22 protein-coding genes and 2 pseudogenes are annotated in these 25,691 nt (G+C 37.5%); 18 read left to right on the plus strand and 6 right to left on the minus strand.

Annotated features, from left to right (window positions below; all coding sequences use genetic code 11):
* A pseudogene (locus FJR08_RS10710) lies at positions 1 to 654 on the minus strand (histidine kinase dimerization/phospho-acceptor domain-containing protein); the annotation flags it as partial.
* A 614-nt stretch (positions 655 to 1,268) separates the two neighbouring features.
* On the opposite strand from FJR08_RS10710, the gene kdpA reads away from it, so the two are divergent.
* The 13 genes and pseudogenes from kdpA to FJR08_RS23615 form a co-directional block, all read left to right on the plus strand.
* Positions 1,269 to 2,963: a potassium-transporting ATPase subunit KdpA gene (gene kdpA / locus FJR08_RS10715; RefSeq protein WP_168633148.1), complete on the plus strand. Its 1,695-nt coding sequence runs from the start codon at positions 1,269 to 1,271 to the stop codon at positions 2,961 to 2,963.
* Positions 2,964 to 3,061: 98 nt separating this feature from the next.
* Complete coding sequence (gene kdpB / locus FJR08_RS10720; RefSeq protein WP_168633149.1) at positions 3,062 to 5,128, plus strand: potassium-transporting ATPase subunit KdpB; 2,067 nt, start codon at positions 3,062 to 3,064, stop codon at positions 5,126 to 5,128.
* A 3-nt stretch (positions 5,129 to 5,131) separates the two neighbouring features.
* A complete protein-coding gene (gene kdpF / locus FJR08_RS10725; RefSeq protein ID WP_168633150.1) occupies positions 5,132 to 5,335 on the plus strand; it encodes a K(+)-transporting ATPase subunit F in 204 nt (67 codons plus the stop codon).
* Between the two features lie 101 nt (positions 5,336 to 5,436).
* Positions 5,437 to 6,048: a K(+)-transporting ATPase subunit C gene (kdpC, locus tag FJR08_RS10730; protein WP_015079819.1), complete on the plus strand. Its 612-nt coding sequence runs from the start codon at positions 5,437 to 5,439 to the stop codon at positions 6,046 to 6,048.
* Positions 6,049 to 6,062: 14 nt separating this feature from the next.
* Entirely contained in the window at positions 6,063 to 7,184 is a 1,122-nt protein-coding gene (locus FJR08_RS10735) for a sensor protein KdpD (RefSeq protein WP_168633151.1), read from the plus strand.
* Positions 7,185 to 7,490: 306 nt separating this feature from the next.
* Complete coding sequence (locus FJR08_RS10740) at positions 7,491 to 8,021, plus strand: universal stress protein (RefSeq protein WP_015079817.1); 531 nt, start codon at positions 7,491 to 7,493, stop codon at positions 8,019 to 8,021.
* A gap of 188 nt (positions 8,022 to 8,209) precedes the next feature.
* Positions 8,210 to 8,722, plus strand: coding sequence for a bidirectional hydrogenase complex protein HoxE (gene hoxE, locus FJR08_RS10745; protein ID WP_015079816.1), 513 nt, complete (start codon positions 8,210 to 8,212; stop codon positions 8,720 to 8,722).
* Positions 8,709 to 10,313, plus strand: a complete 1,605-nt coding sequence (locus tag FJR08_RS10750; RefSeq protein ID WP_015079815.1) for a NuoF family protein — start codon at positions 8,709 to 8,711, stop codon at positions 10,311 to 10,313. Before hoxE ends, FJR08_RS10750 begins: the two co-directional genes overlap by 14 nt.
* 82 nt (positions 10,314 to 10,395) lie before the next feature.
* Positions 10,396 to 11,112 (plus strand): bidirectional hydrogenase complex protein HoxU, encoded by a 717-nt coding sequence (gene hoxU / locus FJR08_RS10755; RefSeq protein WP_015079814.1) that lies wholly within the window; start codon positions 10,396 to 10,398, stop codon positions 11,110 to 11,112.
* Between the two features lie 70 nt (positions 11,113 to 11,182).
* On the plus strand, positions 11,183 to 11,728 hold the full coding sequence (locus FJR08_RS10760; protein ID WP_015079813.1) for a hydrogenase subunit HoxY: 546 nt from the start codon (positions 11,183 to 11,185) through the stop codon (positions 11,726 to 11,728).
* Positions 11,729 to 11,801: 73 nt separating this feature from the next.
* Positions 11,802 to 12,416, plus strand: a complete 615-nt coding sequence (locus FJR08_RS10765; RefSeq protein WP_015079812.1) for a CP12 domain-containing protein — start codon at positions 11,802 to 11,804, stop codon at positions 12,414 to 12,416.
* Positions 12,417 to 12,501: 85 nt separating this feature from the next.
* Complete coding sequence (locus FJR08_RS10770; RefSeq protein ID WP_168633152.1) at positions 12,502 to 13,950, plus strand: Ni/Fe hydrogenase subunit alpha; 1,449 nt, start codon at positions 12,502 to 12,504, stop codon at positions 13,948 to 13,950.
* A 122-nt stretch (positions 13,951 to 14,072) separates the two neighbouring features.
* Positions 14,073 to 14,225 (plus strand): annotated as a pseudogene (locus FJR08_RS23615) (Uma2 family endonuclease); the annotation flags it as partial.
* Positions 14,226 to 14,358: 133 nt separating this feature from the next.
* On the opposite strand, the gene FJR08_RS10775 reads toward FJR08_RS23615, so the two are convergent.
* Complete coding sequence (locus FJR08_RS10775) at positions 14,359 to 14,754, minus strand: pentapeptide repeat-containing protein (protein ID WP_168633153.1); 396 nt, start codon at positions 14,752 to 14,754, stop codon at positions 14,359 to 14,361.
* A gap of 287 nt (positions 14,755 to 15,041) precedes the next feature.
* On the opposite strand from FJR08_RS10775, the gene FJR08_RS10780 reads away from it, so the two are divergent.
* Both FJR08_RS10780 and FJR08_RS10785 read left to right on the plus strand, forming a co-directional pair.
* Entirely contained in the window at positions 15,042 to 15,791 is a 750-nt protein-coding gene (locus FJR08_RS10780) for an SDR family oxidoreductase (protein ID WP_168633154.1), read from the plus strand.
* Positions 15,792 to 15,888: 97 nt separating this feature from the next.
* A complete protein-coding gene (locus FJR08_RS10785) occupies positions 15,889 to 16,335 on the plus strand; it encodes a hydrogenase maturation protease (protein ID WP_168633155.1) in 447 nt (148 codons plus the stop codon).
* Here FJR08_RS10785 and FJR08_RS23220 read toward each other — a convergent pair.
* Positions 16,316 to 16,495 carry a hypothetical protein gene (locus tag FJR08_RS23220; protein ID WP_041457879.1) on the minus strand — a complete coding sequence of 60 codons (180 nt, stop codon included), beginning with the start codon at positions 16,493 to 16,495 and terminating at the stop codon, positions 16,316 to 16,318. The genes FJR08_RS10785 and FJR08_RS23220 overlap by 20 nt on opposite strands.
* A gap of 110 nt (positions 16,496 to 16,605) precedes the next feature.
* On the opposite strand from FJR08_RS23220, the gene FJR08_RS10790 reads away from it, so the two are divergent.
* Together FJR08_RS10790 and FJR08_RS10795 are read left to right on the plus strand one after the other, a co-directional pair.
* Positions 16,606 to 19,374, plus strand: coding sequence for a bifunctional acetate--CoA ligase family protein/GNAT family N-acetyltransferase (locus FJR08_RS10790; protein ID WP_168633156.1), 2,769 nt, complete (start codon positions 16,606 to 16,608; stop codon positions 19,372 to 19,374).
* A gap of 117 nt (positions 19,375 to 19,491) precedes the next feature.
* Positions 19,492 to 20,904 carry a glycosyltransferase family 2 protein gene (locus FJR08_RS10795; RefSeq protein WP_168633157.1) on the plus strand — a complete coding sequence of 471 codons (1,413 nt, stop codon included), beginning with the start codon at positions 19,492 to 19,494 and terminating at the stop codon, positions 20,902 to 20,904.
* A gap of 211 nt (positions 20,905 to 21,115) precedes the next feature.
* On the opposite strand, the gene FJR08_RS10800 is transcribed toward FJR08_RS10795, so the two are convergent.
* Together FJR08_RS10800 and FJR08_RS10805 are read right to left on the minus strand one after the other, a co-directional pair.
* Positions 21,116 to 22,579 (minus strand): DNA-processing protein DprA, encoded by a 1,464-nt coding sequence (locus FJR08_RS10800; RefSeq protein WP_246862980.1) that lies wholly within the window; start codon positions 22,577 to 22,579, stop codon positions 21,116 to 21,118.
* A 6-nt stretch (positions 22,580 to 22,585) separates the two neighbouring features.
* Positions 22,586 to 24,682 carry a RecQ family ATP-dependent DNA helicase gene (locus tag FJR08_RS10805; protein ID WP_148765440.1) on the minus strand — a complete coding sequence of 699 codons (2,097 nt, stop codon included), beginning with the start codon at positions 24,680 to 24,682 and terminating at the stop codon, positions 22,586 to 22,588.
* Between the two features lie 238 nt (positions 24,683 to 24,920).
* Between FJR08_RS10805 and FJR08_RS10810 the strand changes: the two genes are divergently transcribed.
* Positions 24,921 to 25,139 (plus strand): addiction module protein, encoded by a 219-nt coding sequence (locus FJR08_RS10810; protein WP_148765438.1) that lies wholly within the window; start codon positions 24,921 to 24,923, stop codon positions 25,137 to 25,139.
* Positions 25,140 to 25,170: 31 nt separating this feature from the next.
* Here the strand turns inward: FJR08_RS10810 and FJR08_RS10815 are convergent, their stop codons facing one another.
* The gene (locus FJR08_RS10815; RefSeq protein WP_148765436.1) at positions 25,171 to 25,425 is read right to left on the minus strand and encodes a UPF0175 family protein; all 255 of its coding nucleotides are present in this window, start codon (positions 25,423 to 25,425) and stop codon (positions 25,171 to 25,173) included.
* Positions 25,426 to 25,691 lie beyond the last annotated feature (266 nt).

A 25,691-nucleotide genomic window follows, 5' to 3' on the forward strand; every position in this document is an offset into this window, starting at 1 on the left:
TGCTGTTTCTGCTAAGATACTTAAATCCACAGGAGCTAAATCTAGTTTTAAGCCTTCTGTATCATTGCGATAAACATCTAACAAAGTTTCTAATAAATCAAGGGAAGTTTCATGGCTGCGTGCCATTGTTGCTAGAACTTTCTGTTGGGTTGGTAAAACTGCACCAAATTTTTCTTTTTGAAAGGCTTTAATAGTTTCAACTGCTCCTAAAAGTGGCGTTTTTAAATCGTGAGTAAGTGTGGAAGCAAAATCTTCTCTTAGTCTCACTAATTGGGCTTGGGATTCGAGTTTAGTTTGAGTGAGGGCAATGGCTTTTTGAGATTTTCGTAATCGCTGACTTAAAAATCCGGTGACTATCAAAGCTATTGCAGCAATTACTCGACTAGCAACAGTAGAAGCTCGAATTGATTCACCTCCAGGTATCCACGCATTTAACATAGTTAGAAAAACAGCAAGAAATGTTGCGCTTATTGTTGCCATTCCCACAAACCAAGAATTGACTAATAAAATTGCTCCACTGTAGAGATATCCAAAAACATAATCATTGGGGGTAGAATATTCTAAAACTGCTAGAAAGATAAATATAGTGACAATTAGTAATATTTTACCAAGGCGTAAGTTATTGTTTATTAATTTATTTTTTAAAGATGCCATTTACTAACTTACCTTTTCTCAACTTATATAACTATAACAATTATCAAGGCTCAGATCCCCGACTTCTTAAAGAAGTCAGAGATCTTGATGGGATCTTGTTTACTAGCGTTTAGATTTCCTCTAAACTTTACTAAACACTGATATATATCTTTGGGTAGACACACAAATAGAAAAATAAACGATTTTTATATCCTTGTACTCCTTGTTTTTATTGCCACAATAATTGATGATATAAATTAATCATCTCAAGATTACTATCTAAATCAGGATTTTTAGGATGAAATAATTAACAAAAATGATACTGAAAGTAAGCATTTAGCCGTCAGCTAAGTAAGTAGACGAAAATAAATCAAAGTAGATTAAGTAATGTAAAAAATCTGGAGATGATTTCGTAGTAAGGGCTTCAGCCCTCAAATGAGGAATAAATTCCTCACTACAAACTTTGAATTATTCAAGCCGTTCTACTTATTAGGAAGAATTGAATTGATAAGCATTCTGAATATTAATTACTGATGTCAGCCTCCCCCCACTTGAAAACCCGTAAAATCTGTTTTTAGCTGACTGCTTAATACTGAAAAGCCATAACAACTTTCTTTGAGGAGATTTTATAATTCATGTTACAAGGTTGGATACAAATTGCATTGACATTAATTCTTGTCATTGCCACCACTCCTTTATTAGGGAGATATATCGCTTGCGTTTTTCTAGGAGAAAGCACACTGCTTGACTCTGTGTTAAATCCCATAGAAAGAATAATTTTTGTTTTAATTGGAGTTCGTCCTCAAGATGAAATGACAGGTTGGCAATATGCCAAAGCAGTGCTTTACAGTAATGTAGTTATGGGGATTTTGGTATTTACTATTTTGATAACTCAAGCATGGCTACCATTCAATCCGACAGGGTTAGGTACACCAACTTGGGATACAGCATTACACACGACTTTTTCTTTTCTGACTAATACAGATCAACAACATTATTCTGGAGAAACAACCTTGAGTTATGCCAGTCAAACATTCGCTTTGAGTTTTTTGATGTTCGTTTCATCAGCGACCGGTTTGTCGGTAGGAATTGCCTTTATTCGGGGCTTAACTGGCAGAACATTGGGTAACTTTTATATTGACATCACCAAGTCAATTACGCGGATTTTGTTGCCCATGTCAATCATTATGGGATTGTTATTGATCATGGCTGGTGTGCCTGAAACCCTTGCCGGAGTGGCAACAGCGACAACATTAGAAGGTGCTACTCAAGCGATCGCTCGCGGACCAGTTGCCCACATGGAAGCGATTAAACAAATTGGTGAGAACGGTGGTGGTTTTTTTGCTATTAACTCAGCACATCCCTTTGAAAATCCCAGTGGTTTTTCTAACTTATTGCAAACCTGGGGCATGATTTCTATCCCCACAGCACTAATTTACACCTATGGCATATTTGCTAACAATATTAAACAGGCATGGTTAGCATTTTGGATGGTATTTACTATCTTTACCATCTTGTGGATTGTGACTACAATTGGTGAGTATCAAGGAAATCCCTTAGTCAATTCTCTTTTAGGATCACAACAACCCAATTTAGAAGGAAAAGAAGTAAGATTTGGTTGGGCGCAAAGTTCATTATTTGCAACTATTACCACCGGGACAATGTGTGGTGCTGTTAACGCACTTCTCGACTCATTTATGCCCCCAGGTGGATTTGTATTTCTCTTTAATTTATTCTTGCAAATCGTTTGGGGAGGCCAAGGAACTGGGACAGCCTATTTATTTATCTACTATATTTTAGCAGTGTTTTTAACCGGCTTAATGGTAGGACGGACTCCAGAATTTTTAGGTCGCAAAATAGAGAAAAAAGAAATCGTTCTGTCCAGCGTTGTTTTATTAGTTCACCCCTTCGCCATTCTCATTCCTTGGGCAATAGTTTTTGCTTTTCCCGATGCACTTTCAGGTATTAGTAACCCAGGCTTTCATGGCGTTTCTCAAGTAGTTTATGAATATGCTTCCGCAGCCGCAAATAACGGTTCTGGCTTTGAAGGACTAGCTGATAGTCAACCAGCAGCAACAGGACTTTGGTGGAATCTCAGTGCTAGTTTCAGTATTCTCGCAGGACGTTATATTCCCATTATTGCCTTGTTGCTATTAGCAGATAGTATGTCCAACAAACAACCAGTTCCTATGACTGCCGGTACTCTCAGAACCGACACTGGTTTATTCACTGGAGTTACAGGAGGAGTAATTTTAATTCTTGGGGCGCTGACTTTCTTTCCTGTATTAGTTTTAGGTCCAATTGCAGAATGGTTTTTAATTTCCAAATAAACTTATGACTTACACAAAATATGTTTCAATCTTTTATTTCTCTGCGTCCTCTGTGCCTCTGTGGTTCGTCCCTGACATTTTTGAATAACTAAACATCCATGAAAACTACAAAAACTCGACAAGAACGAAAACATACTCCCAAAGTTAAAAATACTGGAATTTATACTAGAGCATTTAAACAAGCATTTGTCAAATTAGACCCACGCAATATGCTAAAAAATCCAGTTATGTTTTTAGTGTGGGTGGGGACGATTGTTACAGCTTTAGTAACTATTGAACCAAATCTTTTTGGGATTACTCCTGATAATAATCCGCGACTTTTTAACGGTCTAATTACCATAATTCTGTTCTTGACTCTTATTTTTGCAAATTTCGCCGAAGCGGTAGCAGAAGGACGAGGAAAAGCGCAAGCTGACTCATTACGGGCGACAAAATCCGATGTTGTAGCCCGAAAACTTCTCCCTGACGGTTCTATTCAAGAAGTTAATTCTGCTACTTTGCGTCGTGGTGATCAAATTAAAGTTATCGCTGGTGATGTTATCCCCGCAGACGGAGAAGTAATTGCTGGTGTGGCTTCTGTAGATGAATCTGCTATTACTGGAGAATCTGCGCCAGTTTTAAAACAACCAGGAACTGATATTGCTAGTTCTGTAACGGGAGGAACGCGCATTAATTCTGATGAACTAACTATTAGGGTAACATCAGATCCAGGTCAAGGTTTTATTGATAGAATGATTGCTTTAGTAGAAGGGGCTTCTCGCACTAAAACCCCCAATGAAATTGCCTTAACTGTACTTTTGGCAGTGCTAACTCAAGTTTTTTTAGTGGTAATTGTCACGCTACCAACAGTGTCAGTTTATGTTAAATCACCTGTGAGTATTGCGGTATTAATTGCCTTATTAGTGGCGTTAATTCCTACTACAATTGGCGGATTATTGAGTGCAATTGGCATTGCCGGGATGGATAGAGTGGCTCAATTTAATGTCATAGCCACATCTGGAAGGGCTGTAGAAGCCTGTGGAGATATTAACACTTTGGTTTTAGACAAAACGGGAACAATTACATTAGGAAACCGCATGGCGGAAGAATTTATTCCTGTTAAAGGTCATTCTCTCAATGAAGTTGCCCAAATTTCCTTGGCATCCAGTATTTTCGATGAAACTCCCGAAGGAAAATCAATTGTTAAATTAGCCGAATCATTAGGAGCAAAATTGAGTTTTAATCCCACAACTGCGGCAGGAATTGAATTTTCAGCAAAAACGCGTATGAGTGGCATTGATTTACCGAATGGCGTAGAAATTCGCAAAGGGGCTGTAGATGCAATTAAAGGATTTGTGCGTTCTCGTAATGGACAATTAACCGCAGAACTTAATACGGCTTATGAGCGAGTTTCTAAATTAGGAGGAACACCATTAGCAATTTGTCAAAATGATGATATTTACGGTGTAATTTATCTTAAAGATATTATCAAACCGGGGATTAAAGAACGTTTTGATCAAATGCGAAGAATGGGAATTAAAACTGTGATGCTGACAGGAGATAACCGTCTCACTGCTTCTGTAATTGCCGAAGAAGCTGGTGTAGATGACTTTATTGCTGAAGCAACTCCAGAGGACAAAATTGAAGTAATTCGCAGCGAACAAGCACAAGGAAAATTAGTCGCTATGACTGGAGATGGTACTAATGATGCCCCAGCTTTAGCACAAGCAAATGTTGGTGTAGCAATGAATTCTGGTACACAAGCTGCAAAGGAAGCTGCTAATATGGTAGACCTGGATTCTGACCCGACAAAATTAATTGATATTGTCACTATTGGTAAACAATTACTAATTACCCGTGGGGCTTTAACAACTTTTTCTCTCGCTAATGATGTCGCTAAATACTTCGCAATTATTCCAGCAATTTTCCCTGGGATTGGGGTAAATGGTTTAAATATTATGGGTTTGGCAAGTACCCAATCAGCAGTTTTATCAGCTTTGATTTACAACGCTTTGATTATTCCGGCTTTAATTCCCTTAGCATTAACTGGGGTGAAATTTCGTCCTCTCACTGCTAACCAACTTTTGCAACGGAACATCTTTATTTACGGATTAGGTGGCGTAATAGCTCCTTTTATTGCTATCAAAATTATTGACGTTTTCATTGTATCTATAGGATTAGCTTAATCAATGACAATTTCTAAAGGTCATCGTGTTCCTCTGAGTCTGTTTTTACTACTTTGCTTGAATTTATTATTAGCGCCAGCAGTTCAAGCAGCGACTTCGGTAGCAGAATCGCGTTTTTCGGCTTATACGATTACTTTGTTGGGGCTTGTTACTCTGTGTCTTTGTGTTTATTTGTTTGTGGTGATTTTTCAGCCTGAGAGGTTTTAATATGAACCATATTTTTTATTTCGCGCAGAGACGCTAAGGAGCAAAGGCGCAAAGGAAGAAATATATTTCGTTGTGGTTTTTTAAATTAGGGAGGTTTGAATATGAGTCAGAGACATCAAGTTAGTAAGGCGATTCGTTCGACTTTGGTTTTGTGGGTGATAACGGCTTTTATTTATCCGTTATTTATGTTGATTTCGGGACAAGTTGTTTTTTCTGATCAGGCTAATGGTAGTTTAATTAAAAATTCTCAAGGTGTGATTATTGGTTCAGCTTTAATTGGTCAACCTTTTGCCAGTGAAAAGTATTTTTGGGGTCGTCCTAGCACTACTAATTACAGCACAGCAGACCCTAAAAAGGATGAAGTTGGTGTTTTGAAGACGGGGGTATCTGGTGCTAGTAATTTAGCTCCCAGTAATCCAGCATTACTAGAACGTATTAATGGGAATGAAGGTGAAATTCAGCGACTTAAAAAAGCGGGTATCCAACCTACTGCGGATTTAGTTTATACTTCTGGTTCGAGTCTTGATCCTCACATTACTCCTGAAAGTGCTAAGGTACAAATTGCCAGAGTAGCAAAAGCGCGAGGAGTTGAACCAAAGCAGTTGGAAACTTTAATTTCTCAAAACACTGATGGTCGTTTCTTGGGTATTTTTGGTGAACCGGGAGTAAATGTTTTAAAACTAAATCTAGCAGTGGATAAAATTAGTAAATAAGTAGGAATTTCTTCATGTTTAATCCCTCTACCCCTTCTCCTGACAGTTCTTATATTCGTCCTGCTCGACGCGGAAAGCATAAAATTTTCATTGGTATGGCTCCCGGTGTGGGGAAAACTTATAGAATGCTAGAGGAAGCACATCAACTCAAACAAGATGGTATTGATGTTGTTATTGGCGTTTTAGAAACTCATGGACGCAAGGACACGGCTGCAAAAGCCATAGGATTGGAGATAATTCCTAAAAAAGCCAGTATTCACAAGAATATCAATCTTCAAGAAATGGACACGGAGACAATTTTAGAACGCTCTCCCCAACTGGTTTTAGTTGATGAATTAGCGCATACAAATATCCCCGGTTCAGCTAGAGAAAAACGCTATCAAGATGTAGAATTAATTTTAGCAGAAGGTATAGATGTTTACTCTACTGTCAACATTCAACATCTAGAAAGTTTGAATGATTTGGTAGCTAGAATTACGGGTGTTGTGGTGAGAGAACGTATCCCTGATCTTCTCTTAGATGAAGCTGATGCTGTTGTTGTGATTGATGTGACTCCAGAAACTTTAGAAGAACGCTTACGGGAAGGTAAAATCTATACTCCTGATAAAATTGAGCAATCTTTAGAAAACTTTTTTCAACGTCGAAATCTGATTGCTTTGCGAGAATTAGCACTAAGAGAAGTCGCAGATACGGTTGAAGAAGAAGCAAATACTTCCATTTCTGCTGGGCAAATTTGTAATGTCCACGAACGAGTTTTAGTATGTGTATCTACTTATCCCAATTCGATTCAATTATTACGGCGTGGGGCGCGACTTGCTAATTATATGAATGCCAAACTTTATACTCTATTTATTGCAGATCCTGAACGTTTTCTCAGTAAGGAAGAAAGTTTACACATTGATACTTGTGAAAAACTATGTCTTGAATTCGCTGGTGAATTTCTCCATATTAAAAATCACAATGTTTCTCAAACAATTGCCCAAATTGCCGCAACTTATCATATCACTCAGATAGTTATTGGTGAAAGTCAGCAACCTCGATGGAAAAGATTTTTCAAACGCTCTTTTACACAACGCTTGCTGGAGTTAATCAGAAATCAAAACATAGATTTACATATTATCGCTACAGAGAAATAAATTTTAATATTTTTTAATCTATCTTCGATGAGATGCAATTTTTTTCTTTTTCGTCTAGCATAAATATCGAACATTAACTTAAATATCTATTCTCACCAGTTACCCAAATTCTTTGTGTATAGATGCAAGATATTGTAGTTATATGAAGTGTAAAATTTAATTACAAAACTATGCCATAAAAGGCTTTGACTCTTGACCCCTGTTGTATGATTGTTAGTGAATATTAAGGATGCTTTTACCAAATATTAACCTAAAAAGCCGAATATACTCATTATCATTAGTTAGCAAGCTAACATCGAGGTATATATGTTTAACAGAATTTTAGTCGCAGTAGATCGCTCAGAAATGAGCGTAAAAGTTTTTGAACAAGCTTTATCTTTAGCCAAGATCACATCTGCAAACTTAATGTTACTGCACGTTTTATCACAAGAAGAAGAAGGCAGTCCAGAGGCGCTGGTTTTCCCCAATATTGACTACTATCCCGGTTGGAATGAGCAAAGTTTTAAATTATACCAAGAGCATTGGGAAAAATTTAAAAATGAAGGCTTGCAAATGTTACAGTCATGGAGCGCTCAAGCTAATAAATCTGGTGTTAATACGGAATTTACACAAAATACTGGTAATCCAGGACGAATGATTTGTGAATTAGCCATTGACTGGAATGCTGACTTAATTATGATGGGACGACGGGGACGTTCTGGACTGACGGAATTTTTTCTCGGTAGTGTGAGTAATTATGTTTTACATCATGCACCCTGTTCAGTGCAGATTGTTCATGTTCCTATTAGTTCCCAAGCGGTAAATGTTACTTCAGCAGCTACTACATTTAGTAATTAATGCTAATTGAAGCTGCATAGAATCAGATTTCAAGAATTATTAACCGCAGATAAACGCAGATAAACACAGATAAAGAGGGATGAATATTTGTCGGGTGCGTCAGATATCAACAATCTGTTTATTTACAGGATTTATGCCTTCTGACGCACCCGACAACAGATTTTTAGTGTGACACTTGCGTGAAAAATATGAAAACATCAGTTCCACTTTCTTCAACTCATCCAAGTGGAGACAAGCGTTTAAAGATTTTAGACGCAACTATTAAGCGTAATCAATATCAACAAGATGCACTCATTGAAATTCTGCATCGGGCTTCTGAACTATTTGGTTATTTAGAACTGGATTTATTGCTTTACATTTCCCATAGTCTCAAGTTACCACCGAGTCGGGTTTATGGGGTAGCTACCTTCTATCATTTGTTTTCCCTAGCACCGAAAGGGGTTCATAATTGTGTGGTTTGTACGGGTACAGCTTGTTATGTTAAAGGCTCAACAGCGATCTTAACAAATGTGGAACAGTTTACGCAAATTCATGCAGGAGAAACTACTGCAAATGGTCAAATTTCTTTGATGACGGCTAGATGTTTGGGGGCTTGTGGAATTGCCCCTGCGGTAGTGTTTGATGGTGCTATTTTAGGTAATCAAACTCCAGAATCGGTTTGCGAAAAAGTGGGAGAATGGTGGCAAAATGGAACTAAATGAGTTATTAGAAATTGCCCAAACGGAACTTTCTCAACGGAAATCTGTGCAAGTTCGGTGTTGTACTGCTGCGGGTTGTCTCTCTTCTGATTCTCAAGCTGTGAAAGACAATCTCGAAGCATCTGTGAAAGCTGCGGGTTTACAAGATACTGTGCAAGTTTCTGGTGTGGGTTGTATGCGTCTGTGTTGTCACGGACCATTGGTACAGGTAGAAAACCAGGAAAATTCACTCATATCGAAGTTGTATCAAAAAGTTACCCCGGAAAATGCAGCCGAAATTATTGTGGGGGTAAATGGAAAAGTCACAAATTTACAACAGGGTGATTTAAATCAGCCATTTTTTAGCCGTCAATTGCCGATTGTTCTAGAAAACAGTGGTAAAATTGACCCGGAACGGATTCAAGCTTATATTGCGGCTGATGGTTATCAGGCCCTTTACCAAGTGCTACGGGAAATGAAACCTAGTCAGGTGGTAGAAACTATTACTAAAAGTGGTTTAAGGGGACGCGGTGGTGCTGGTTATCCCACTGGTTTAAAATGGGGAACAGTAGCAAAATCCGCCGGTGAGAGGAAGTTTGTAATTTGCAATGCTGATGAAGGTGATCCTGGTGCATTCATGGATAGGAGTGTATTGGAAAGTGATCCGCATCGAGTTTTGGAAGGGATGGCGATCGCTGCCTACTCTATCGGGGCAAATCAAGGCTATATTTATGTTAGGGCAGAATATCCTATTGCTATTCAACGGCTAGAAATTGCTATTCGTCAAGCCCAACACTTAGGGCTTTTGGGTTCACAAATCTTTGACTCTCCCTTTGATTTTAAAGTAGAAATTCGCATTGGTGCGGGCGCTTATGTCTGCGGTGAAGAAACGGCTTTAATGGCTTCCATTGAAGGTAAACGTGGTGTCCCTCATCCCCGGCCACCATACCCGGCTGAGTCCGGTTTATGGGGCTATCCGACGTTAATTAACAATGTGGAAACCTTTGCCAATATTGCGCCGATTATTCGTAAAGGTGCTGACTGGTTTGCTAATATCGGTATTGGTAAAAGCAAAGGCACAAAGGTATTTGCGTTAGCTGGAAACATCCGCAACACGGGTTTAATAGAAGTCCCAATGGGAACATCTTTACAAGAAATTGTCGAGGAAATGGGAGGAGGTGTTCCCGACAATGGTATTGCTAAAGCAGTACAAACCGGCGGTCCTTCAGGGGGATGTATTCCTGCGTCGGCTTTTGCTACACCTGTAGATTATGAATCCTTAACCGCCTTGGGTTCAATGATGGGTTCGGGGGGAATGATTGTCATGGATCAAACTACAAATATGGTAGATGTCGCTCGCTTTTTCATGGAATTTTGCATGGATGAATCTTGCGGTAAGTGCATTCCTTGTCGTGTGGGAACTGTACAATTACACGGTTTATTAACAAAGATTAGTCAAGGAAAAGGTTCACTAGCTGATTTAGATTTATTGGAGGAACTTTGCGATATGGTAAAACACACAAGTTTATGTGGTTTAGGACAGTCTGCACCAAATCCAGTTTTTAGCACTTTGCGATATTTTCGAGATGAATATTTGGAATTAGTCAGTAGTTAGTGGTCAGTTGTCAGTCGTCAGTTGTCAGTTGTTACTGGTAAGAGTTATTTACCAATTACCAATTACCAATTACCAAATTATTATGACTGTAAAAACTTTAACAATAAATGGGGAATTGATTAGCGCTCGTGAGAATGAAACCTTACTAGAAGCAGCGCAGGAAGCGAGTATTCATATTCCTACATTGTGCCATTTAGAAGGTGTAGATGATATTGGTGCTTGTCGTTTATGTTTGGTGGAAATTGCGGGAAGTAATAAATTACAACCTGCTTGCGTGACAAAAGTGATAGAAGGAATGGAGGTAAATACAAATAGCGATCGCTTACAAAAATATCGGCGGACAATTGTAGAAATGTTATTTGCCGAAGGTAATCATGTTTGTTCCGTTTGTGTTGCTAATGGTAACTGTGAATTACAAGATTTAGCCATAGAAATGGGCATGGATCATCTCCGCTTAGAATATCAAAATCCTCAGCGAACTGTTGATACTTCTCATCATCTTTTTGGCATAGATCATAATCGTTGTGTGCTTTGCACTCGCTGTATTCGGGTCTGTGATGAAATCGAAGGCGCACATACTTGGGATATGGCAGGAAGAGGATCAAAATCTCACGTAATTACTGATTTAAATCAACCTTGGGGAACTTCCCAAACTTGTACTTCCTGCGGTAAATGTGTAAATGCCTGTCCCACAGGAGCGTTATTTGATAAGGGTTCAAGTGTTGGTGAAATGAAACATGATCGGGGCAAAATTGAATTTTTAGTAACTGCACGAGAGAAAAAACAATGGAATTTTTAATATCTAGTATCTCACGCAGAGGCGCAAAGGGAGAAATACATGAATTTTAAATATCTAAAAATCTAAAAAAATGACTAAAATTAAATTAGCAACAGTTTGGTTAGGTGGTTGTTCTGGCTGTCATATGTCCTTTCTTGATTTAGATGAATGGTTAATAGACTTAGCTGCACAAGTAGATCTAGTTTATAGTCCCATTGCTGATATTAAAGAATATCCCGAAGGTGTAGATATCGTATTAGTTGAAGGTGCTATAGCTAATGAAGAACATTTAGAATTAATTTACAAAATTAGAGAACGAACTAAAACAATAATTTCCTTTGGTGATTGTGCTGTTACTGGTAATGTCACCGCTTTGCGTAATCTTTCCGGTGGTGCTGAACCAGCCCTACAATTAGCTTATATTCAAGCAGCCGATATTAATCAACAAATTCCCAATTCACCAGGAATTGTTCCCCCTTTACTAGATACAGTTGTCCCTGTGCATAAGGTAGTACCTGTTGATATTTATTTACCAGGTTGTCCACCTTCTGCACCTCGCATTCGTGCCGCACTTGCACCACTATTAAAAGGAGAAAAGCCGGAAATTGTCGGCCGAGAAATGATTAAATTTGGTTAATTAGTGATCACGACCAAATAAATATCTTCTTTCTTCTTCTTTCTCCTGACTCCTATTTTTTCTGAGGTAAATTATGTTAACAGCAGCAGATGTGATGACTAAAGATGTGGCCATGATTCGCAGTTCAGCCACAGTCAAAGAAGCAGTTGATTTAATGAAAGCAAGAGATTGGAGAGCATTAATTGTAGATCGTCGTCATGAACAAGATGCTTATGGAATTATCACAGAAAGCGACATTGTTTATAAAGTCATTTCCTACAGCAAAGATCCAAATAAAATCCGTGTTTATGAAATTATGACTAAACCTTGTATTGTCGTCAATCCAGAATTAGGTTTAGAATATGTAGCCAGATTATTTGCTAACCACCATCTCCGCCGTGCGCCTGTAATTAGTGGTAAATTATTAGGAATAATTTCACTTACTGACATCTTAGCCAGAAGTAGTTGTTTAGAACAACCGCGCTCATTTTTGTTAGAACAAGAATTACAAGATGAAATTAAAAAAGCTCGAATTGTTTGTGCAGAAAAAGGCATTAATTCCACAGAATGTGCAGCCGCTTGGGATGTGGTAGAAGAAATTCAAGCAGAAATTGCTCACCAACTCTCTGAAAAACCTCTCAAAACTGCCTTTGAAGATTACTGTGATGAATATCCAGAATTAGCAGAATCTAGAATTTATGATTTGTAATTACTATATGTAGGTTGAGTTGACGCAAGGAAACCCAACTAGACCCAACCTACAATTGCTTATTATTACTAATCACCGATTAATTATGAAAACAATCATTATTGACCCCGTTACTCGCATTGAAGGCCACGCGAAAATTAGCATTTATTTAGATGATGAAGGTCAAGTAAATGATGCTAGATTTCATGTCACTGAATTTCGCGGGTTTGAAAAATTTTGTGTTGGTCGTCCATTTCCAGAAATGCCAGGAATTACTGCGAGAATTTGCGGTATTTGTCCAGTCAGTCACTTATTAGCATCAGCCAAAACAGGCGATCGCATTTTAGCCGTCACAATCCCCAAAACAGCCACCCAATTACGCCGTTTGATGAATTTAGGGCAAATCATCCAATCTCATGCCCTCAGCTTCTTTCACCTCAGCGCACCAGACCTATTATTAGGTATGGATAGCGAACCAGAAAAACGCAATATTTTTGGTTTAATTGCCGCTGAACCGGAATTAGCCAGAGGTGGAATCCGTTTACGCCAATTTGGACAAGAAATCATTGAATTATTAGGAGGCAAAAAAATTCATCCTTCCTGGGCTGTTCCTGGTGGAGTTCGTGACCCTTTAACCACAGAAAATCGCACCCACATTCAGCAAAAAATTCCTGAAGCCAAAGCCACTGTAATTAATGCTATTGAGTTATTTAAAAACTTGTTAAAAACCTATCAAAAAGAAGTTAAAACTTTTGGTAATTTTCCGAGTTTATTCATGGGTTTAGTCAGTCCTGAAGGTTTATGGGAAACTTATGATGGACATATCCGATTTGTTGATAGTGGAGGGAATATTGTTGCTGATCAACTTGACCCCACTAACTATCATGAATTTATCGGTGAAGCGGTGCAAACAGACTCTTATTTAAAATCACCTTATTATCTTCCTTTAGGTTATCCTGATAGCAGTGATCATTGTCGTTTAGATAGTGGAATGTATCGCGTCGGACCATTAGCTAGATTAAATATTTGTAGTCAGATTGGCACACCTTTAGCAGACACAGAATTAAAAGAATTTCGTAGTTATGGAACCGGAACTGTTAAATCATCATTTTTCTATCATCATGCCCGGTTAATTGAAATTTTAGCAGCAATTGAACATATAGAGATTATCCTTGATGATCCAGATATTTTATCAAATCGTCTCTGTGCTGAAGCTGGTATTAATTGCCTAGAAGCTGTGGGTGTAAGTGAAGCCCCAAGGGGGACATTATTTCACCATTATCAAGTTGATGAAAATGGTTTAATGTTAAAGGTAAATTTGATTATTGCCACGGGTCAAAATAACTTAGCAATGAATCGTAGCGTTGCCCAAATTGCCCGCCATTTTATCCAAGGTGATAACATAAAAGAAGGAATGTTAAACCGTGTCGAAGCCGGAATTAGGGCTTTTGATCCTTGTTTGAGTTGTTCAACTCATGCAATGGGACAAATGCCTTTATTAATAGAAGTAGTAAATAACAATGGTGCTGTAGTTAATCAAATTTGCCGTAATTAAGTATTTAGATCCCCGACTTCTTGAAGAAGTCGGGGATCTGGGGATCTGGTATTTTTATGATATAATTTAAGCTAAACATGATATAATTTAAGCTAAACTCATATTACCCAAATTTTATCTATTATTTAGAATGCTACAGTGACCCATATCAAGATTTACAAGGTAAATTTGGCTATCGTCACAAATCAATTATCCTCCCTAATGAGTCTGTCAAATTGCCATCTTTCCCGGAATTAATCTTAGATTTAACTAAAGTATTTCCAGGGAAAAATTAAGTTATAAAATTAAAATTTGCAAAAATTGATAAAATATGCTATTCTAATTGTCAAGTGATACAATGGGTTTTTTGTGACAATTTACAATATTGCCAGTATAAATAATAAGCGGCTATAGCAGCCGCACCAGTATCTATACAGATGGGTTACTTATGTTTACACCTGCTACAATAGGGTCAAAATTTGCGGGAAACCGGGTATTATGATCACAATCTGCTTTTTCTAAATGCGTCCCCTGTAAATTAGCTGTACGTAAATTTGCAGAAAATAACATTGCTCCGCGCAAATCTGCATTTTCTAAATTAGCTTCACTTAAATCAGCAAAACTCAAATCACATCCTCGCAGATTTGCACCACTGAGATTAGCTGTACTCAAATCAGCATAACTGAAATCAGAGCCTTTCAAGTCAAAATTTTGTAGATTAGCTTCTCCTAATTCTGCTTTTTCAAAGTCTCTTTTTCCGACTGCATATTCTTCTACAATCGTAGCAGCACTATTAATTGACTGTTGAAAATTAACTTCAGGCATAGAGCAGCCTCACAATTTATCTAAATTTTTTACGGAATTCTCAATGCTATCTACATTCATATTATAACGAATATGCAAAAAATATAGGCTATGTTTACATAAGTTTGTTTTCAGTGTTTTTGTGTCTTATCAGAAATTTATCAAATCTTTATGCTAGTTTTAAAGCAAAGGATAAATCGTAAGCATTCAGCTAATTCATATCACCTGCCAATATACAATTATGCCTTTTGGTGGAATTTGGGTCGTAAAAAACTTTTTATAATCTTATAATAAAGCAGATTTAAACTATGAAAAACTTTGAAAATAAAGTTGTTTTAGTCACAGGTGCTAGTTCTGGTATTGGTCGAGCAACAGCAGTTGCCTTTGCTAAAGAAGGGGCAAAAGTTGTCGTTGCTGCCCGTAGGGTTAAGGAAGGAGAAGAAACTGTTGAATTAATCAAAAAAGCAGGTGGAGAAGGTTTTTTTATTCAAACTGATGTTACTCAAGAAAAACAGGTTAAAAATTTAATAGGAAAAACCGTTGAAATCTATAGTCGTCTTGACTGTGCTTTTAATAATGCTGGTTATTATACTGTCAATCCAATTACAGAAGAAACAGTTGAAAATTATGAACAAGTCTTTAATGTCAATGTTAAAGGTGTATTTCTTTGCCTGAAATATGAAATATCTCAAATGTTGAAGCAGGGAGGGGGAACAATTGTTAATTGTGCTTCAATTTTGGGGTTAACTGGTTCATCTAATACACATCTTTATACAGCTAGTAAACACGCGGTATTAGGCTTAACTAAAACAGTGGCTTTAGAAGTTGCCCGATCAAATATTCGTGTTAATGCAGTATGTCCGGGATTGATTGATACAGATATGACTCGTCCTTTCTTTTCTATTCCTTTTTATCGAGAGTTTATTAACAAACATCCCATGGGTAGGGTCGGAAAAGAAGAAGAAATTGCTAATGCAGTAGTTTTTCTTTGTTCAGATCAGGCTTCCTTTATTACGGGAGAACACCTTGTCATAGACGGAGGTTTTATGGCTCAGTAAATGACTTCAAAAATAACAATTTATTTGATGTTTCAGAAACATTTAGGAGGAAAATTAAAAATGCCGTGTTGTACTAGATCAAAAGAGTTGGAAAATAATGGTACGTGCATTGGTGATTGGCTATGGCAATGATTTACGTGGTGATGATGCTATTGGACAACAAGTGGCAAAAGCTATCAAAGATTGTTGTTTATCATCTGTGCAATCCATTGCAGTTCATCAATTGACACCAGAATTAGCTGCACCTTTAGCAAATGTCAATTTAGCAATTTTTGTTGATGCCTGTATCAATTCCCAATCTGGTCAGGTGCAGGTGCAATCATTATTACCGTCTGAGTTGAATACTATTAATACCCATATTAGTAATCCGTCATCCCTACTTGCCCTTTCTCAAATCCTCTATGGTCATTGTCCGTCAGCGTGGTTAGTCTCAGTCCCAGGAGTGAATTTTGAACTGAGCGATCGCATTTCACCAACAGCAGAAAAAGGTATAGCGATCGCCATAGTTACAATTATGCAAATTCTTAATACAATTGAAAAATAGGGTTCTGTCCAGAAGCAGTGGTGTCAACTTCAGCTAAAAATAGTTTATTTATTGGCTTCCATACCCGCACTGAAATGATGGTGTAGCGTAAGCCATATTTCCGGGCTAATAGCCAAACTTTACTTAAGTAAACTGAGGATTTTTGAGAATTTTTAGTCATCTTTAGATGACTTTAGCTATGAGACTGGGAATTCATTCCCAGAGCGGCTTTTTCCATCAATATTGTACCTCATTCAATAGCATACCGCTATAACTGATTAAGGAGTAGTCATGGAAGCACCTATCAAACCAATCACCAACAAGCCTTACAATATCTTTTGTCCAGAGAAATTAAACCCATTAGATGCCATTTTTGCACCTAAAACTGTTGCTGTCATTGGTGCAAGTGAGAAACCCGGAAGTGTGGGACGGAATCTACTTTGGAACTTAATCACTAATCCCTTTGGAGGAACAGTTTTTCCCATTAATCCTCAGCATTCTAGTATATTAGGAATTAAAGCTTATTCTACTATATTTGATGTTCCTGAAAAAATAGATTTAGCTGTTATTGCCACTCCTGCATCTACAGTCCCAAAAATTATTGCTGATGGCGTTGAGTCCGGAATTAAAGGAGCAATTATTATTTCCGCTGGTTTTAAAGAAGCTGGAGAAAAAGGTATCGCTTTAGAACAGGAAATTATCCAACAAGCACAAAGAGGAAAAATTAGAATTATCGGTCCTAATTGTTTAGGAGTAATGAATCCAATTTCTGGTTTAAATGCTACCTTTGCCAGTAAAATGGCGCGTCCAGGAAATGTTGGTTTTATTAGTCAAAGTGGAGCTTTATGTACAGCAATTCTTGATTGGAGTTTACAGGAGAATGTTGGTTTTAGTGCCTTCATTTCCATTGGTTCAATGTTAGATATTGGTTGGGGAGATTTAATTTATTATCTCGGAGATGATCTCCATACTAAAAGTATTGTAATTTATATGGAATCCATTGGGAATGCGCGTTCCTTCCTATCAGCAGCGCGAGAGGTGGCATTAACAAAACCGATCATTGTCATTAAAGCCGGTCGTACTACAGCCGCAGCTAAAGCCGCAGCTTCTCACACGGGTGCATTAACAGGAAATGATGCCGTATTAGATGCAGCTTTTCGCCGTTGTGGGGTGTTACGAGTCAATAGTATTTCTGATTTATTTGATATGTCGGAAGTATTAGCAAAACAACCCCGTCCCCAAGGTTCACGATTAACGATTTTAACTAATGCTGGCGGTCCGGGAGTATTAGCAACAGATACATTAATTGAAAGTGGGGGAGAATTAGCAGCAATTTCTCCCGAAATTATGAATTCTCTCAATGAAATTTTACCCCCGCAGTGGAGTCATAATAATCCTATTGATATTTTAGGAGATGCTGATCCCCAACGTTATAAAAAAGCCTTAGAAATTGTCACAAAAGATCCCAATAGTGATGGGTTATTAGTGATTTTAACACCTCAAGCAATGACAGATCCTACCCAAATAGCCGAACAATTAAAACCTTATGCACAAATGTCTGGTAAACCAATTTTAGCCAGTTGGATGGGTGGTGCTGATGTAGCTGCGGGACAACAAATTCTTAATAGTCAAGGTATTCCCACATACTCCTATCCCGATACAGCAGCGCGGGTATTTAGTTATATGTGGAAATCCAGTTATAACCTGCGCGGTATTTATGAAACTCCAGTTTTACCGACATTCACTTGTGATGCTAATACTCGTAATTGTGCCATAGTCGAAAATATTATTCAAGCTGCAAAAACAGCAGGAAGAACAATTCTCACGGAATTTGAATCTAAGGAAATCTTAGCCGCTTACGGTATTCCTATAGTTGCAGGTTGCATTGCTGAAAGTGCAGATAAAGCAGTTGAATGTGCAGAAAATCTGGGTTATCCCGTTGTTTTAAAACTTTATTCTCAGACTATTACCCATAAAACTGATGTGGGTGGTGTGCAGTTAAATCTGCAAAATGCGGAATCGGTAAAACTTGCTTATCAAAATATTGAAACATCAGTAAAACAGAAAGCTAAAGCCGCAGATTTTCTCGGTGTAACTGTACAACCAATGATAAAAACAGATGGTTATGAATTGATTATTGGGAGTAGTTTAGATCCGCAATTTGGACCTGTATTATTATTTGGTGCTGGGGGACAATTGGTGGAAGTGTTTCAAGATAGTTCTATTGCCCTGCCGCCTCTTAATACTACCCTAGCACGACGGATGATGGAACAAACCAAAATTTATAAAGCTTTGCAAGGAGTCAGAGGAAGGAAAAGTATTGATATTGCTGCTCTTGAACAATTAATGGTAGAATTTAGTCAATTAGTTGTGGAACAACCTGGGATTAAAGAAATTGATATTAATCCGTTGTTGGCTATTCCTCCCACTCCTATACATCCTGGAGGATTAATTGCCTTAGATGCGCGGATAGTTTTACATTCTGCTGATGTGGAAAAACATCAATTACCAAAATTAGCTATTCGTCCCTATCCTAGTCAATATATTAGTAATTGGAAATTGAACAATGGTACACCAATTACTATTCGTCCTATTCGTCCCGAAGACGAACCATTAATGGTAGAATTTCACAAAACCTTATCAGAAGAGAGTGTTTATTTCCGCTATTTCCACATGATTAAATTGAGTCAACGCATTACCCATGAACGACTCACCCGAATATGCTTTATTGACTATGATCGAGAAATGGCTTTAGTTGCAGAATACCAAAATCCCGAAACAGAAAAGCGGGAAATATTAGCAGTAGGAAGATTAAGTAAATTACATGGTAGTAATGCGGCAGAATTTGCGATGCTAGTGAGCGACAAATTTCAATATCAAGGCTTAGGGACAGAATTACTCCGCAGATTGTTAGAAGTTGGTAAAAACGAGAAAAGTTGCTGTATCTATGCTGATATTTTAGCTGACAATTCAGGTATGCAGCGAGTATGTGAAAAACTTGGGTTCCAAATCACAAATACAAGTGATACAACAGTATTGAGGGCAGAAATTAAACTTTAAATGGGGTTTGCTGCAAAAATTTTTCAGCAAGTTATAATTAGGTGGACAGGAATCTGTTACAGTATTAGTCTGTAAATAAAAGCTACATAGCATAGATGTTTTTGAATTATGTAACCTATGCCGGCGAATTCCTGTCCTGAAAATGATGCTGATAACGGAAACTCTGATCCCCTTGACTCTATCTTTACTGACCTATCAGTAGATGAGGAATCAGAAGTAAGGACGGATTCCGCGTCTCTACCACCAAACCGATTTAAAGGCCGTAGAGGCAAAGCTGCTCTAGTTTTAACTATAGTCTGGAGTGGTACTATTACCTTGCATTTAGTTTCCTGGGGTTCGATATTTGTCCTGGGACTAACAACAATGCTAGGTATTCATGCTTTGGGGATTATTTTCGCCAAACCCCGTCACCATTCCCAAGAGATAGAGGGAGATTTGCCTTTTGTTTCTGTGTTAGTGGCTGCTAAAAATGAGGAAGCGGTAATTGGCAGATTAGTTAAGAATCTGTGTAATCTGGAATACGGTAATGGTCAATATGAAGTCTGGATTATTGATGATAATAGTACGGACAATACACCCCAATTATTAGCCCAACTCAAGCAGGAATACCAACAACTTAATGTATTTAGGCGTGATCCTGACGCTAGTGGCGGCAAATCGGGGGCATTAAATCAAGTATTACCGCTGACAAAGGGAGACATTATTGCTGTATTTGATGCTGATGCCCAAGTTACACCGGATTTGCTATTACAAATAGTTCCGTTGTTTCAAAAAGAACGGGTAGGGGCGGTACAAATGCGTAAAGCGATCGCCAATGCTAAGGAAAATTTTTGGACTAAGGGACAAATGGCGGAAATGTTGTTGGATATTTGGTTTCAACAACAGCGCACTGCTATTGGTGGGATTGGTGAACTCCGAGGTAATGGTCAATTTGTCCGTCGTCAAGCCTTGGCTAGTTGCGGTGGTTGGAATGAGGAAACTATCACCGATGATTTGGATTTAACTATCCGGTTACATCTGGATAAATGGGATATTGAATGCGTTTTTTATCCTCCGGTGCAAGAAGAAGCAGTCACCAATGCTACAGCCCTTTGGCATCAACGTAACCGATGGGCAGAAGGTGGTTATCAACGTTATTTAGACTACTGGGATCTCATCCTCAAAAACCGCATGGGGACAAGGAAAACCTGGGATTTGTTGATCTTTATGGTGACAATGTATATTTTGCCAACAGCAGCAATACCAGATATTTTAATGGCGATCGCTCGTCATCGTCCCCCCATATTAAGTCCTGTAACTGGCTTATCTTTGGGAATGTCAGTAGTAGGAATGTTTGCCGGTTTAAAGCACGTCCGTTCCGATCAACAATTTAAACCATCTACCTATTTAATGGTACTTTTACAAACCCTTCGCGGCAGTTTATATATGTTGCATTGGTTAGTAGTTATGAGTAGCACAACGGCGCGAATGTCTTTCCGACCAAAACGCCTCAAATGGGTGAAAACTGTCCATACAGGTGTTGAGAAATAAGGAAATAAAAACCATAAAGTTTGTAGAGTGAAGGATGAATTTTTGGCGTTGCTGATTAAGGGTATGAATTTTATTTCGCGCAAAGACGCAAAGGAGCAAAGACGCAAAGTTTTAGATTTTGTGTTTTCTAATTTCATACCTCAATTCAGCAATGCCGAATTTTTTATCCTTCATTTTTTTGTATTGGCGTATAACTGCCTTAGCCTTAAAATCACAACAAAGATAATTGATTAACTGATGGTATTACCTGATAACGAACTGGTTTCTCATATCTCTTTACCTTACCCTCATCGGTAGCTCTTTTTAACCAATCATCTATCTGTCCTACTCTCACTTCTAAAGCATCTACAAGATATTTTTTACTCTTGGGTTGCTGTAAGTTATTAAGGATAAGAGGTAAAACAGCCTCATAAATATCTTTAGAAATAGTTGGCAAATCTTCTGCAATATTATTAAAATAATGAACGGTTTTAGACTTATTGATTTTCTCTACCTTTACCTTACCCTCATCGGTAGCTCTTTTTAACCAATCATCCATCTGTCCTACTCTCACTTCTAAAGCATCTACAAGATATTTTTTACTCTTGGGTTGCTGTAAAGAATTGAGAATAAAAGGTAAAACAACTTCATAAATATCTTGAGAAATATTGGGCAGATGTTGTGGTATAGAAGTCTCCTTAGATTCTGAATCTTCTATGATAACTTCAGTTTTTATCTGTTCAAAATCAACAATATCTTTTGCTAACATTTCTCGCAAATTACCAGTTTCAAATTCTGAAGGAAAGGGTTTTGCACCTTGATTATATAATTGTTGATTTCCTTCCGATACTGAAGATGTTATTCTCACAAATACAGGAATATCTTTGAGTTTAGATAATGCTTCTACTGCACCATTCCAAGTTCCACCTTGACCAAAAGCAGAATTAACAACTAAGGCATAATCGGCTAAACTATAAATATATTTATTCCGTCCCATTGCGCTGCCTACATTAAAACCAGCATCAGGATCATAGCTAGAAATTAAAGTTAATCTACCTTCTCGAATACTAGAACGATATTTACTATTTACTGCTGCTTTAGTTAAACTATCAGCTAATACACCAACTGACGTTCCTCCATAATCTAAAATACCTAACATTGATTCTTGATCTATTCCCCTTGCACCACCAGAAATAACTTGTATATTTTGTTGAGAACAAGTTTGTGCAACTTTGCGTGTGTAGTTAATAATATCCTCATCTACATCACGAGAACCTACAATTGCTAATCCTCCTAAAGATAATAATTCTATATTTCCCACACCATAAATAATTGCTGGTGCTGAATGTTTCAATATTTTCTTAAACCGTTTGGGATAGTTAGCATCACTACGTCCCAATATCCATAAACCGCGACTTGTCCATTTTTCCACTGCAAAACTTAACATTACACCCCGTTGTAATAACGCTAAAAGTCTATCAGGGTTAAGTTTATTGCTAGTTATTTTTTGTAATTGTTCTTTTGCTGTTGTTTCCAATAAATCTGCGGGACGCATTTGATTTTCTCGCAACCAAACTGTTAACAAGTTATATTCACTTAGAGTTAGAGGTAACGGTTCAGTTTGGCGATTTTGTCCAAAACTAGCACACAATAGCAAAATTGCTTGAGTATCTGGTGCTAGGACATGATTTGACATAATTTTCTAATCCTCTTGACCTAATGAATTAAGAGCTAATGCTACAGGATAAACTAATCCACTTCCAGTATTACGCAAAAGTGCTGCAATGACAGTAAAAGTCCAACGGGAATCTACCATATCATCAACCAATAATACATTACCTCTCATTCCTGTCCATGAATCAATTGCAAAAGATCCATCTAAATTATGAGCTTGTTGATAACTGTTACTCATGTTTTTTTGTAACTGAGTTGGACGAATTTTGCGGACAATAGGTTTAAATGGTAAACTTAATTTTTCAGCTAGTCTCTTGGCAAAGTTAGGTACAAGTTCTGGGCGATTTAAAGAGGGAACACAAGTTACCCAAGTCGGAAAAGGTTGAGGTTTCCAAAGTTGAATCATCTCAAAAGTAGCTTGCACAAGTTCATCATCAAAATGATTAGCTCTATATTTTCCCTGTTTCACTAATTCTCCCCAACCCGCATCCCCCCATAAAGATAATGCTCTTCCGGGTTCTGCTCTTAAATTATCTCTGATGTTTCCTGAAAATCTATAAGTTAATAATGCTTGTGGTGGCCATTGTTTACGTGGTTCGAGAATTTGATTACTACGACGTAAAAATAGATTTGCTTGATTTAGTCGTGCATTGGTAAAACTTTCTGGTAATAAGCGTGTACCTACACAAACTGTACATCTACCACATTTTTGTGGATTTGGATCATCTAATTCTGTTGCTAAAAAAGCCATTAAACATTGTTGACTTTTCATATATTCTAACATTCGCTCTTGTTCTTGTCTGCGAATTTGTGTTAGACATTCAATTTTTTCAGTATTGTATTGATAATTTACTGGGTTAAGACACCATTTTGAACCTTGTTTACTTACAGGTGGGTTAGGAAATTCCAGAGATAGAATTTTTAAAACTTTATCAATTTGTCCTCTTGAAAGATTGAGTTTCTGTTCTAACTGAGGAATAGAAAAACCATCAACAGCATTTTCTAGTTCATTCAAAACTTTTTGTGTATGAATTTCTGGAGGAAATGCTGTATTAATGAAGTAATTATTAATTTCATCATCTTCATTACCACTTAAGAGAATACCATATGCTGTTTCTACTGCTCTACCGGCTCTACCTACTTGCTGATAATAATGTACAACAGAACCAGGTCTTTGATAATGAATTACAAAGCCTAAATCTGGTTTATCAAAACCCATACCTAAAGCTGTGGTTGCGACTAATGCTTTAATTTCATTATTCAGTAATTCGTCTTCTAATCCTATACGAACTTCAGTATCTAAATCGCCATAATAGGCTTTAGCATTAATACCTTGGGTTTTTAACCAATCAGCAACTCGTTGAGCATCCCTTACAGTTAATGCGTAAATAATACCACTTCCGGGTAACTGAGGCAGATGTTGCGCTAACCAAGCTAATCTTGCTGCTTGACTGGGAAGATAAATATTTTGTAAGCGCAAACTTTTTCTAGTTAAATCACCTCTAGAAATACGCAAATTCTCTCCCAATTGAGCTTTAATATCATTAACTACTCGGTTGTTAGCTGTAGCAGTTGTAGTGAGAACAGGAATATTTTTGGGTAATCCTTCTAAAACTCTGACAATCCGGCGATAATCAGGACGAAAATCATGTCCCCAGTCAGAAATACAATGAGCTTCATCAACTACTAATAAACCTGTTTTTAATGGTGAAAGAATATTTTGTTTAAAATCTTCATTAGCTAATCTTTCTGGAGAAATTAATAAAACATCTACTTGATTTGTTAATAACTTTGTGTTGACAAGATTCCATTCATCAGTATTACTGGAGTTTATTGTTTCTGCTCTTATCCCTATACGTTTGGCGGCTGCAATTTGATTTCGCATTAATGCTAAAAGAGGAGAAATTAACAGAGTACAACCAGCACCTTCATCTCTTAATAAGCGAGTTGCTAAAAAATAAACTAGACTTTTTCCCCAACCTGTGCGTTGAACAACAAGTAACCGTGATTTGTTCTCTAGTAAGTCTTTAATGGCTTCCCATTGTCCATCACGAAAATCAGCGTTTGGGTTATTCAAAGCCTGACGCATCAGGAATAATGCTTTTTCTCTGAGTATGCTTGTCATATATGCTGGGTATCTATTTATCATACTGTTGTAGCATAAAAGATAACCAACACTATTTATATTGAGACTATCAATATATTTATGCTTACTATAAGCGTGAAGTGATGTTTGGGATGTGGTGCGTGCGATTCCTAGGTCGCGCTTCGCTATCGCATCCTCAAATTAATTCAAAGCTGAGAGCGATCGCTTATCCTAGAAAATAGATAAATACCTTATCTTCTTATTGAGGTCAGTTAACATGGACATCAGTGTAACTTTAAATGAAATCAAAGCCCTGAGTATTGCCGATAGAATTCGGATTGTACAAGATATTTTAGAAAGTATCGCAGCAGAACAGGCTTATCCCGATTTAACAACAGCACAAAAACGAGAACTTGATCGTCGGATTAGTGATTATGAAGCAAATCCAGATAATGTCATGACATGGGAGGAAATTAAATCGTCAATTAGAGATTAAATAAGAAGTATTAATAACAATTTCACTGGTGTTAGGCATTTTCTATATCTGATAATAATTCCTTTGCACTTAAATCAATTAATGGCACTCCATAATCATTTAATTTGAGAATAAAAGTTACTCTCTCTACTCCCAGTAGCGCCGCAGCCATACCAGAAGAAAGGCGTTTCATTTCATATAGTTTAACTGCCATAGCCCATTTTGCTTCTTGTTCAAACTGTTCTCTAGTTTTACCAACAGCATCAGGTAAAGTTTCAGGGTAGTTAATTTTGAGTTGCAAAGACATGATTTATTGTATAGCAAAGGTTGATAAAATTATAACAAAGATGATAATTAACTCAAAGCTGAAAGCGATAGCGAAGCGCTCCGTAGGAATCACCTTCCGTGGGGTTAAAGTCGGTAATGCGATCGCCAAGTCTATCAATTGGCATGATTCACTCAAATTCTTTTAATAGTTTCATAAGATAAACCAGTTGATTCTGCAATAATTTCTATGGCTATATTTTGCTCTTTCAAAGCTTTAGCAACTTTCTCAATACCTTTCTCAATACC

The organism is Dolichospermum sp. UHCC 0260 (assembly GCF_009711985.1).
Classification (GTDB): Bacteria; Cyanobacteriota; Cyanobacteriia; order Cyanobacteriales; family Nostocaceae; genus Dolichospermum; species Dolichospermum lemmermannii.

Bases quoted from the DNA above. Each gene is read 5' to 3' on its own strand.
- kdpC (WP_015079819.1), top strand. From the start codon at position 5,437: ATGAGTCAGAGACATCAAGTTAGTAAGGCGATTCGTTCGACTTTGGTT.
- FJR08_RS10815 (WP_148765436.1), bottom strand. From the start codon at position 25,425: ATGTCTTTGCAACTCAAAATTAACTACCCTGAAACTTTACCTGATGCT.
- hoxU (WP_015079814.1), top strand. From the start codon at position 10,396: ATGACTGTAAAAACTTTAACAATAAATGGGGAATTGATTAGCGCTCGT.
- FJR08_RS23220 (WP_041457879.1), bottom strand. From the start codon at position 16,495: ATGACTAAAAATTCTCAAAAATCCTCAGTTTACTTAAGTAAAGTTTGG.
- FJR08_RS10775 (WP_168633153.1), bottom strand. From the start codon at position 14,754: ATGCCTGAAGTTAATTTTCAACAGTCAATTAATAGTGCTGCTACGATT.
- FJR08_RS10790 (WP_168633156.1), top strand. From the start codon at position 16,606: ATGGAAGCACCTATCAAACCAATCACCAACAAGCCTTACAATATCTTT.
- FJR08_RS10765 (WP_015079812.1), top strand. From the start codon at position 11,802: ATGTTAACAGCAGCAGATGTGATGACTAAAGATGTGGCCATGATTCGC.
- FJR08_RS10750 (WP_015079815.1), top strand. From the start codon at position 8,709: ATGGAACTAAATGAGTTATTAGAAATTGCCCAAACGGAACTTTCTCAA.
- FJR08_RS10780 (WP_168633154.1), top strand. From the start codon at position 15,042: ATGAAAAACTTTGAAAATAAAGTTGTTTTAGTCACAGGTGCTAGTTCT.
- FJR08_RS10810 (WP_148765438.1), top strand. From the start codon at position 24,921: ATGGACATCAGTGTAACTTTAAATGAAATCAAAGCCCTGAGTATTGCC.
- kdpF (WP_168633150.1), top strand. From the start codon at position 5,132: ATGACAATTTCTAAAGGTCATCGTGTTCCTCTGAGTCTGTTTTTACTA.
- FJR08_RS10785 (WP_168633155.1), top strand. From the start codon at position 15,889: ATGGTACGTGCATTGGTGATTGGCTATGGCAATGATTTACGTGGTGAT.
- FJR08_RS10735 (WP_168633151.1), top strand. From the start codon at position 6,063: ATGTTTAATCCCTCTACCCCTTCTCCTGACAGTTCTTATATTCGTCCT.
- hoxE (WP_015079816.1), top strand. From the start codon at position 8,210: ATGAAAACATCAGTTCCACTTTCTTCAACTCATCCAAGTGGAGACAAG.
- FJR08_RS10805 (WP_148765440.1), bottom strand. From the start codon at position 24,682: ATGACAAGCATACTCAGAGAAAAAGCATTATTCCTGATGCGTCAGGCT.
- FJR08_RS10770 (WP_168633152.1), top strand. From the start codon at position 12,502: ATGAAAACAATCATTATTGACCCCGTTACTCGCATTGAAGGCCACGCG.
- FJR08_RS10800 (WP_246862980.1), bottom strand. From the start codon at position 22,579: ATGTCAAATCATGTCCTAGCACCAGATACTCAAGCAATTTTGCTATTG.
- FJR08_RS10795 (WP_168633157.1), top strand. From the start codon at position 19,492: ATGCCGGCGAATTCCTGTCCTGAAAATGATGCTGATAACGGAAACTCT.
- kdpB (WP_168633149.1), top strand. From the start codon at position 3,062: ATGAAAACTACAAAAACTCGACAAGAACGAAAACATACTCCCAAAGTT.
- kdpA (WP_168633148.1), top strand. From the start codon at position 1,269: ATGTTACAAGGTTGGATACAAATTGCATTGACATTAATTCTTGTCATT.
- FJR08_RS10740 (WP_015079817.1), top strand. From the start codon at position 7,491: ATGTTTAACAGAATTTTAGTCGCAGTAGATCGCTCAGAAATGAGCGTA.
- FJR08_RS10760 (WP_015079813.1), top strand. From the start codon at position 11,183: ATGACTAAAATTAAATTAGCAACAGTTTGGTTAGGTGGTTGTTCTGGC.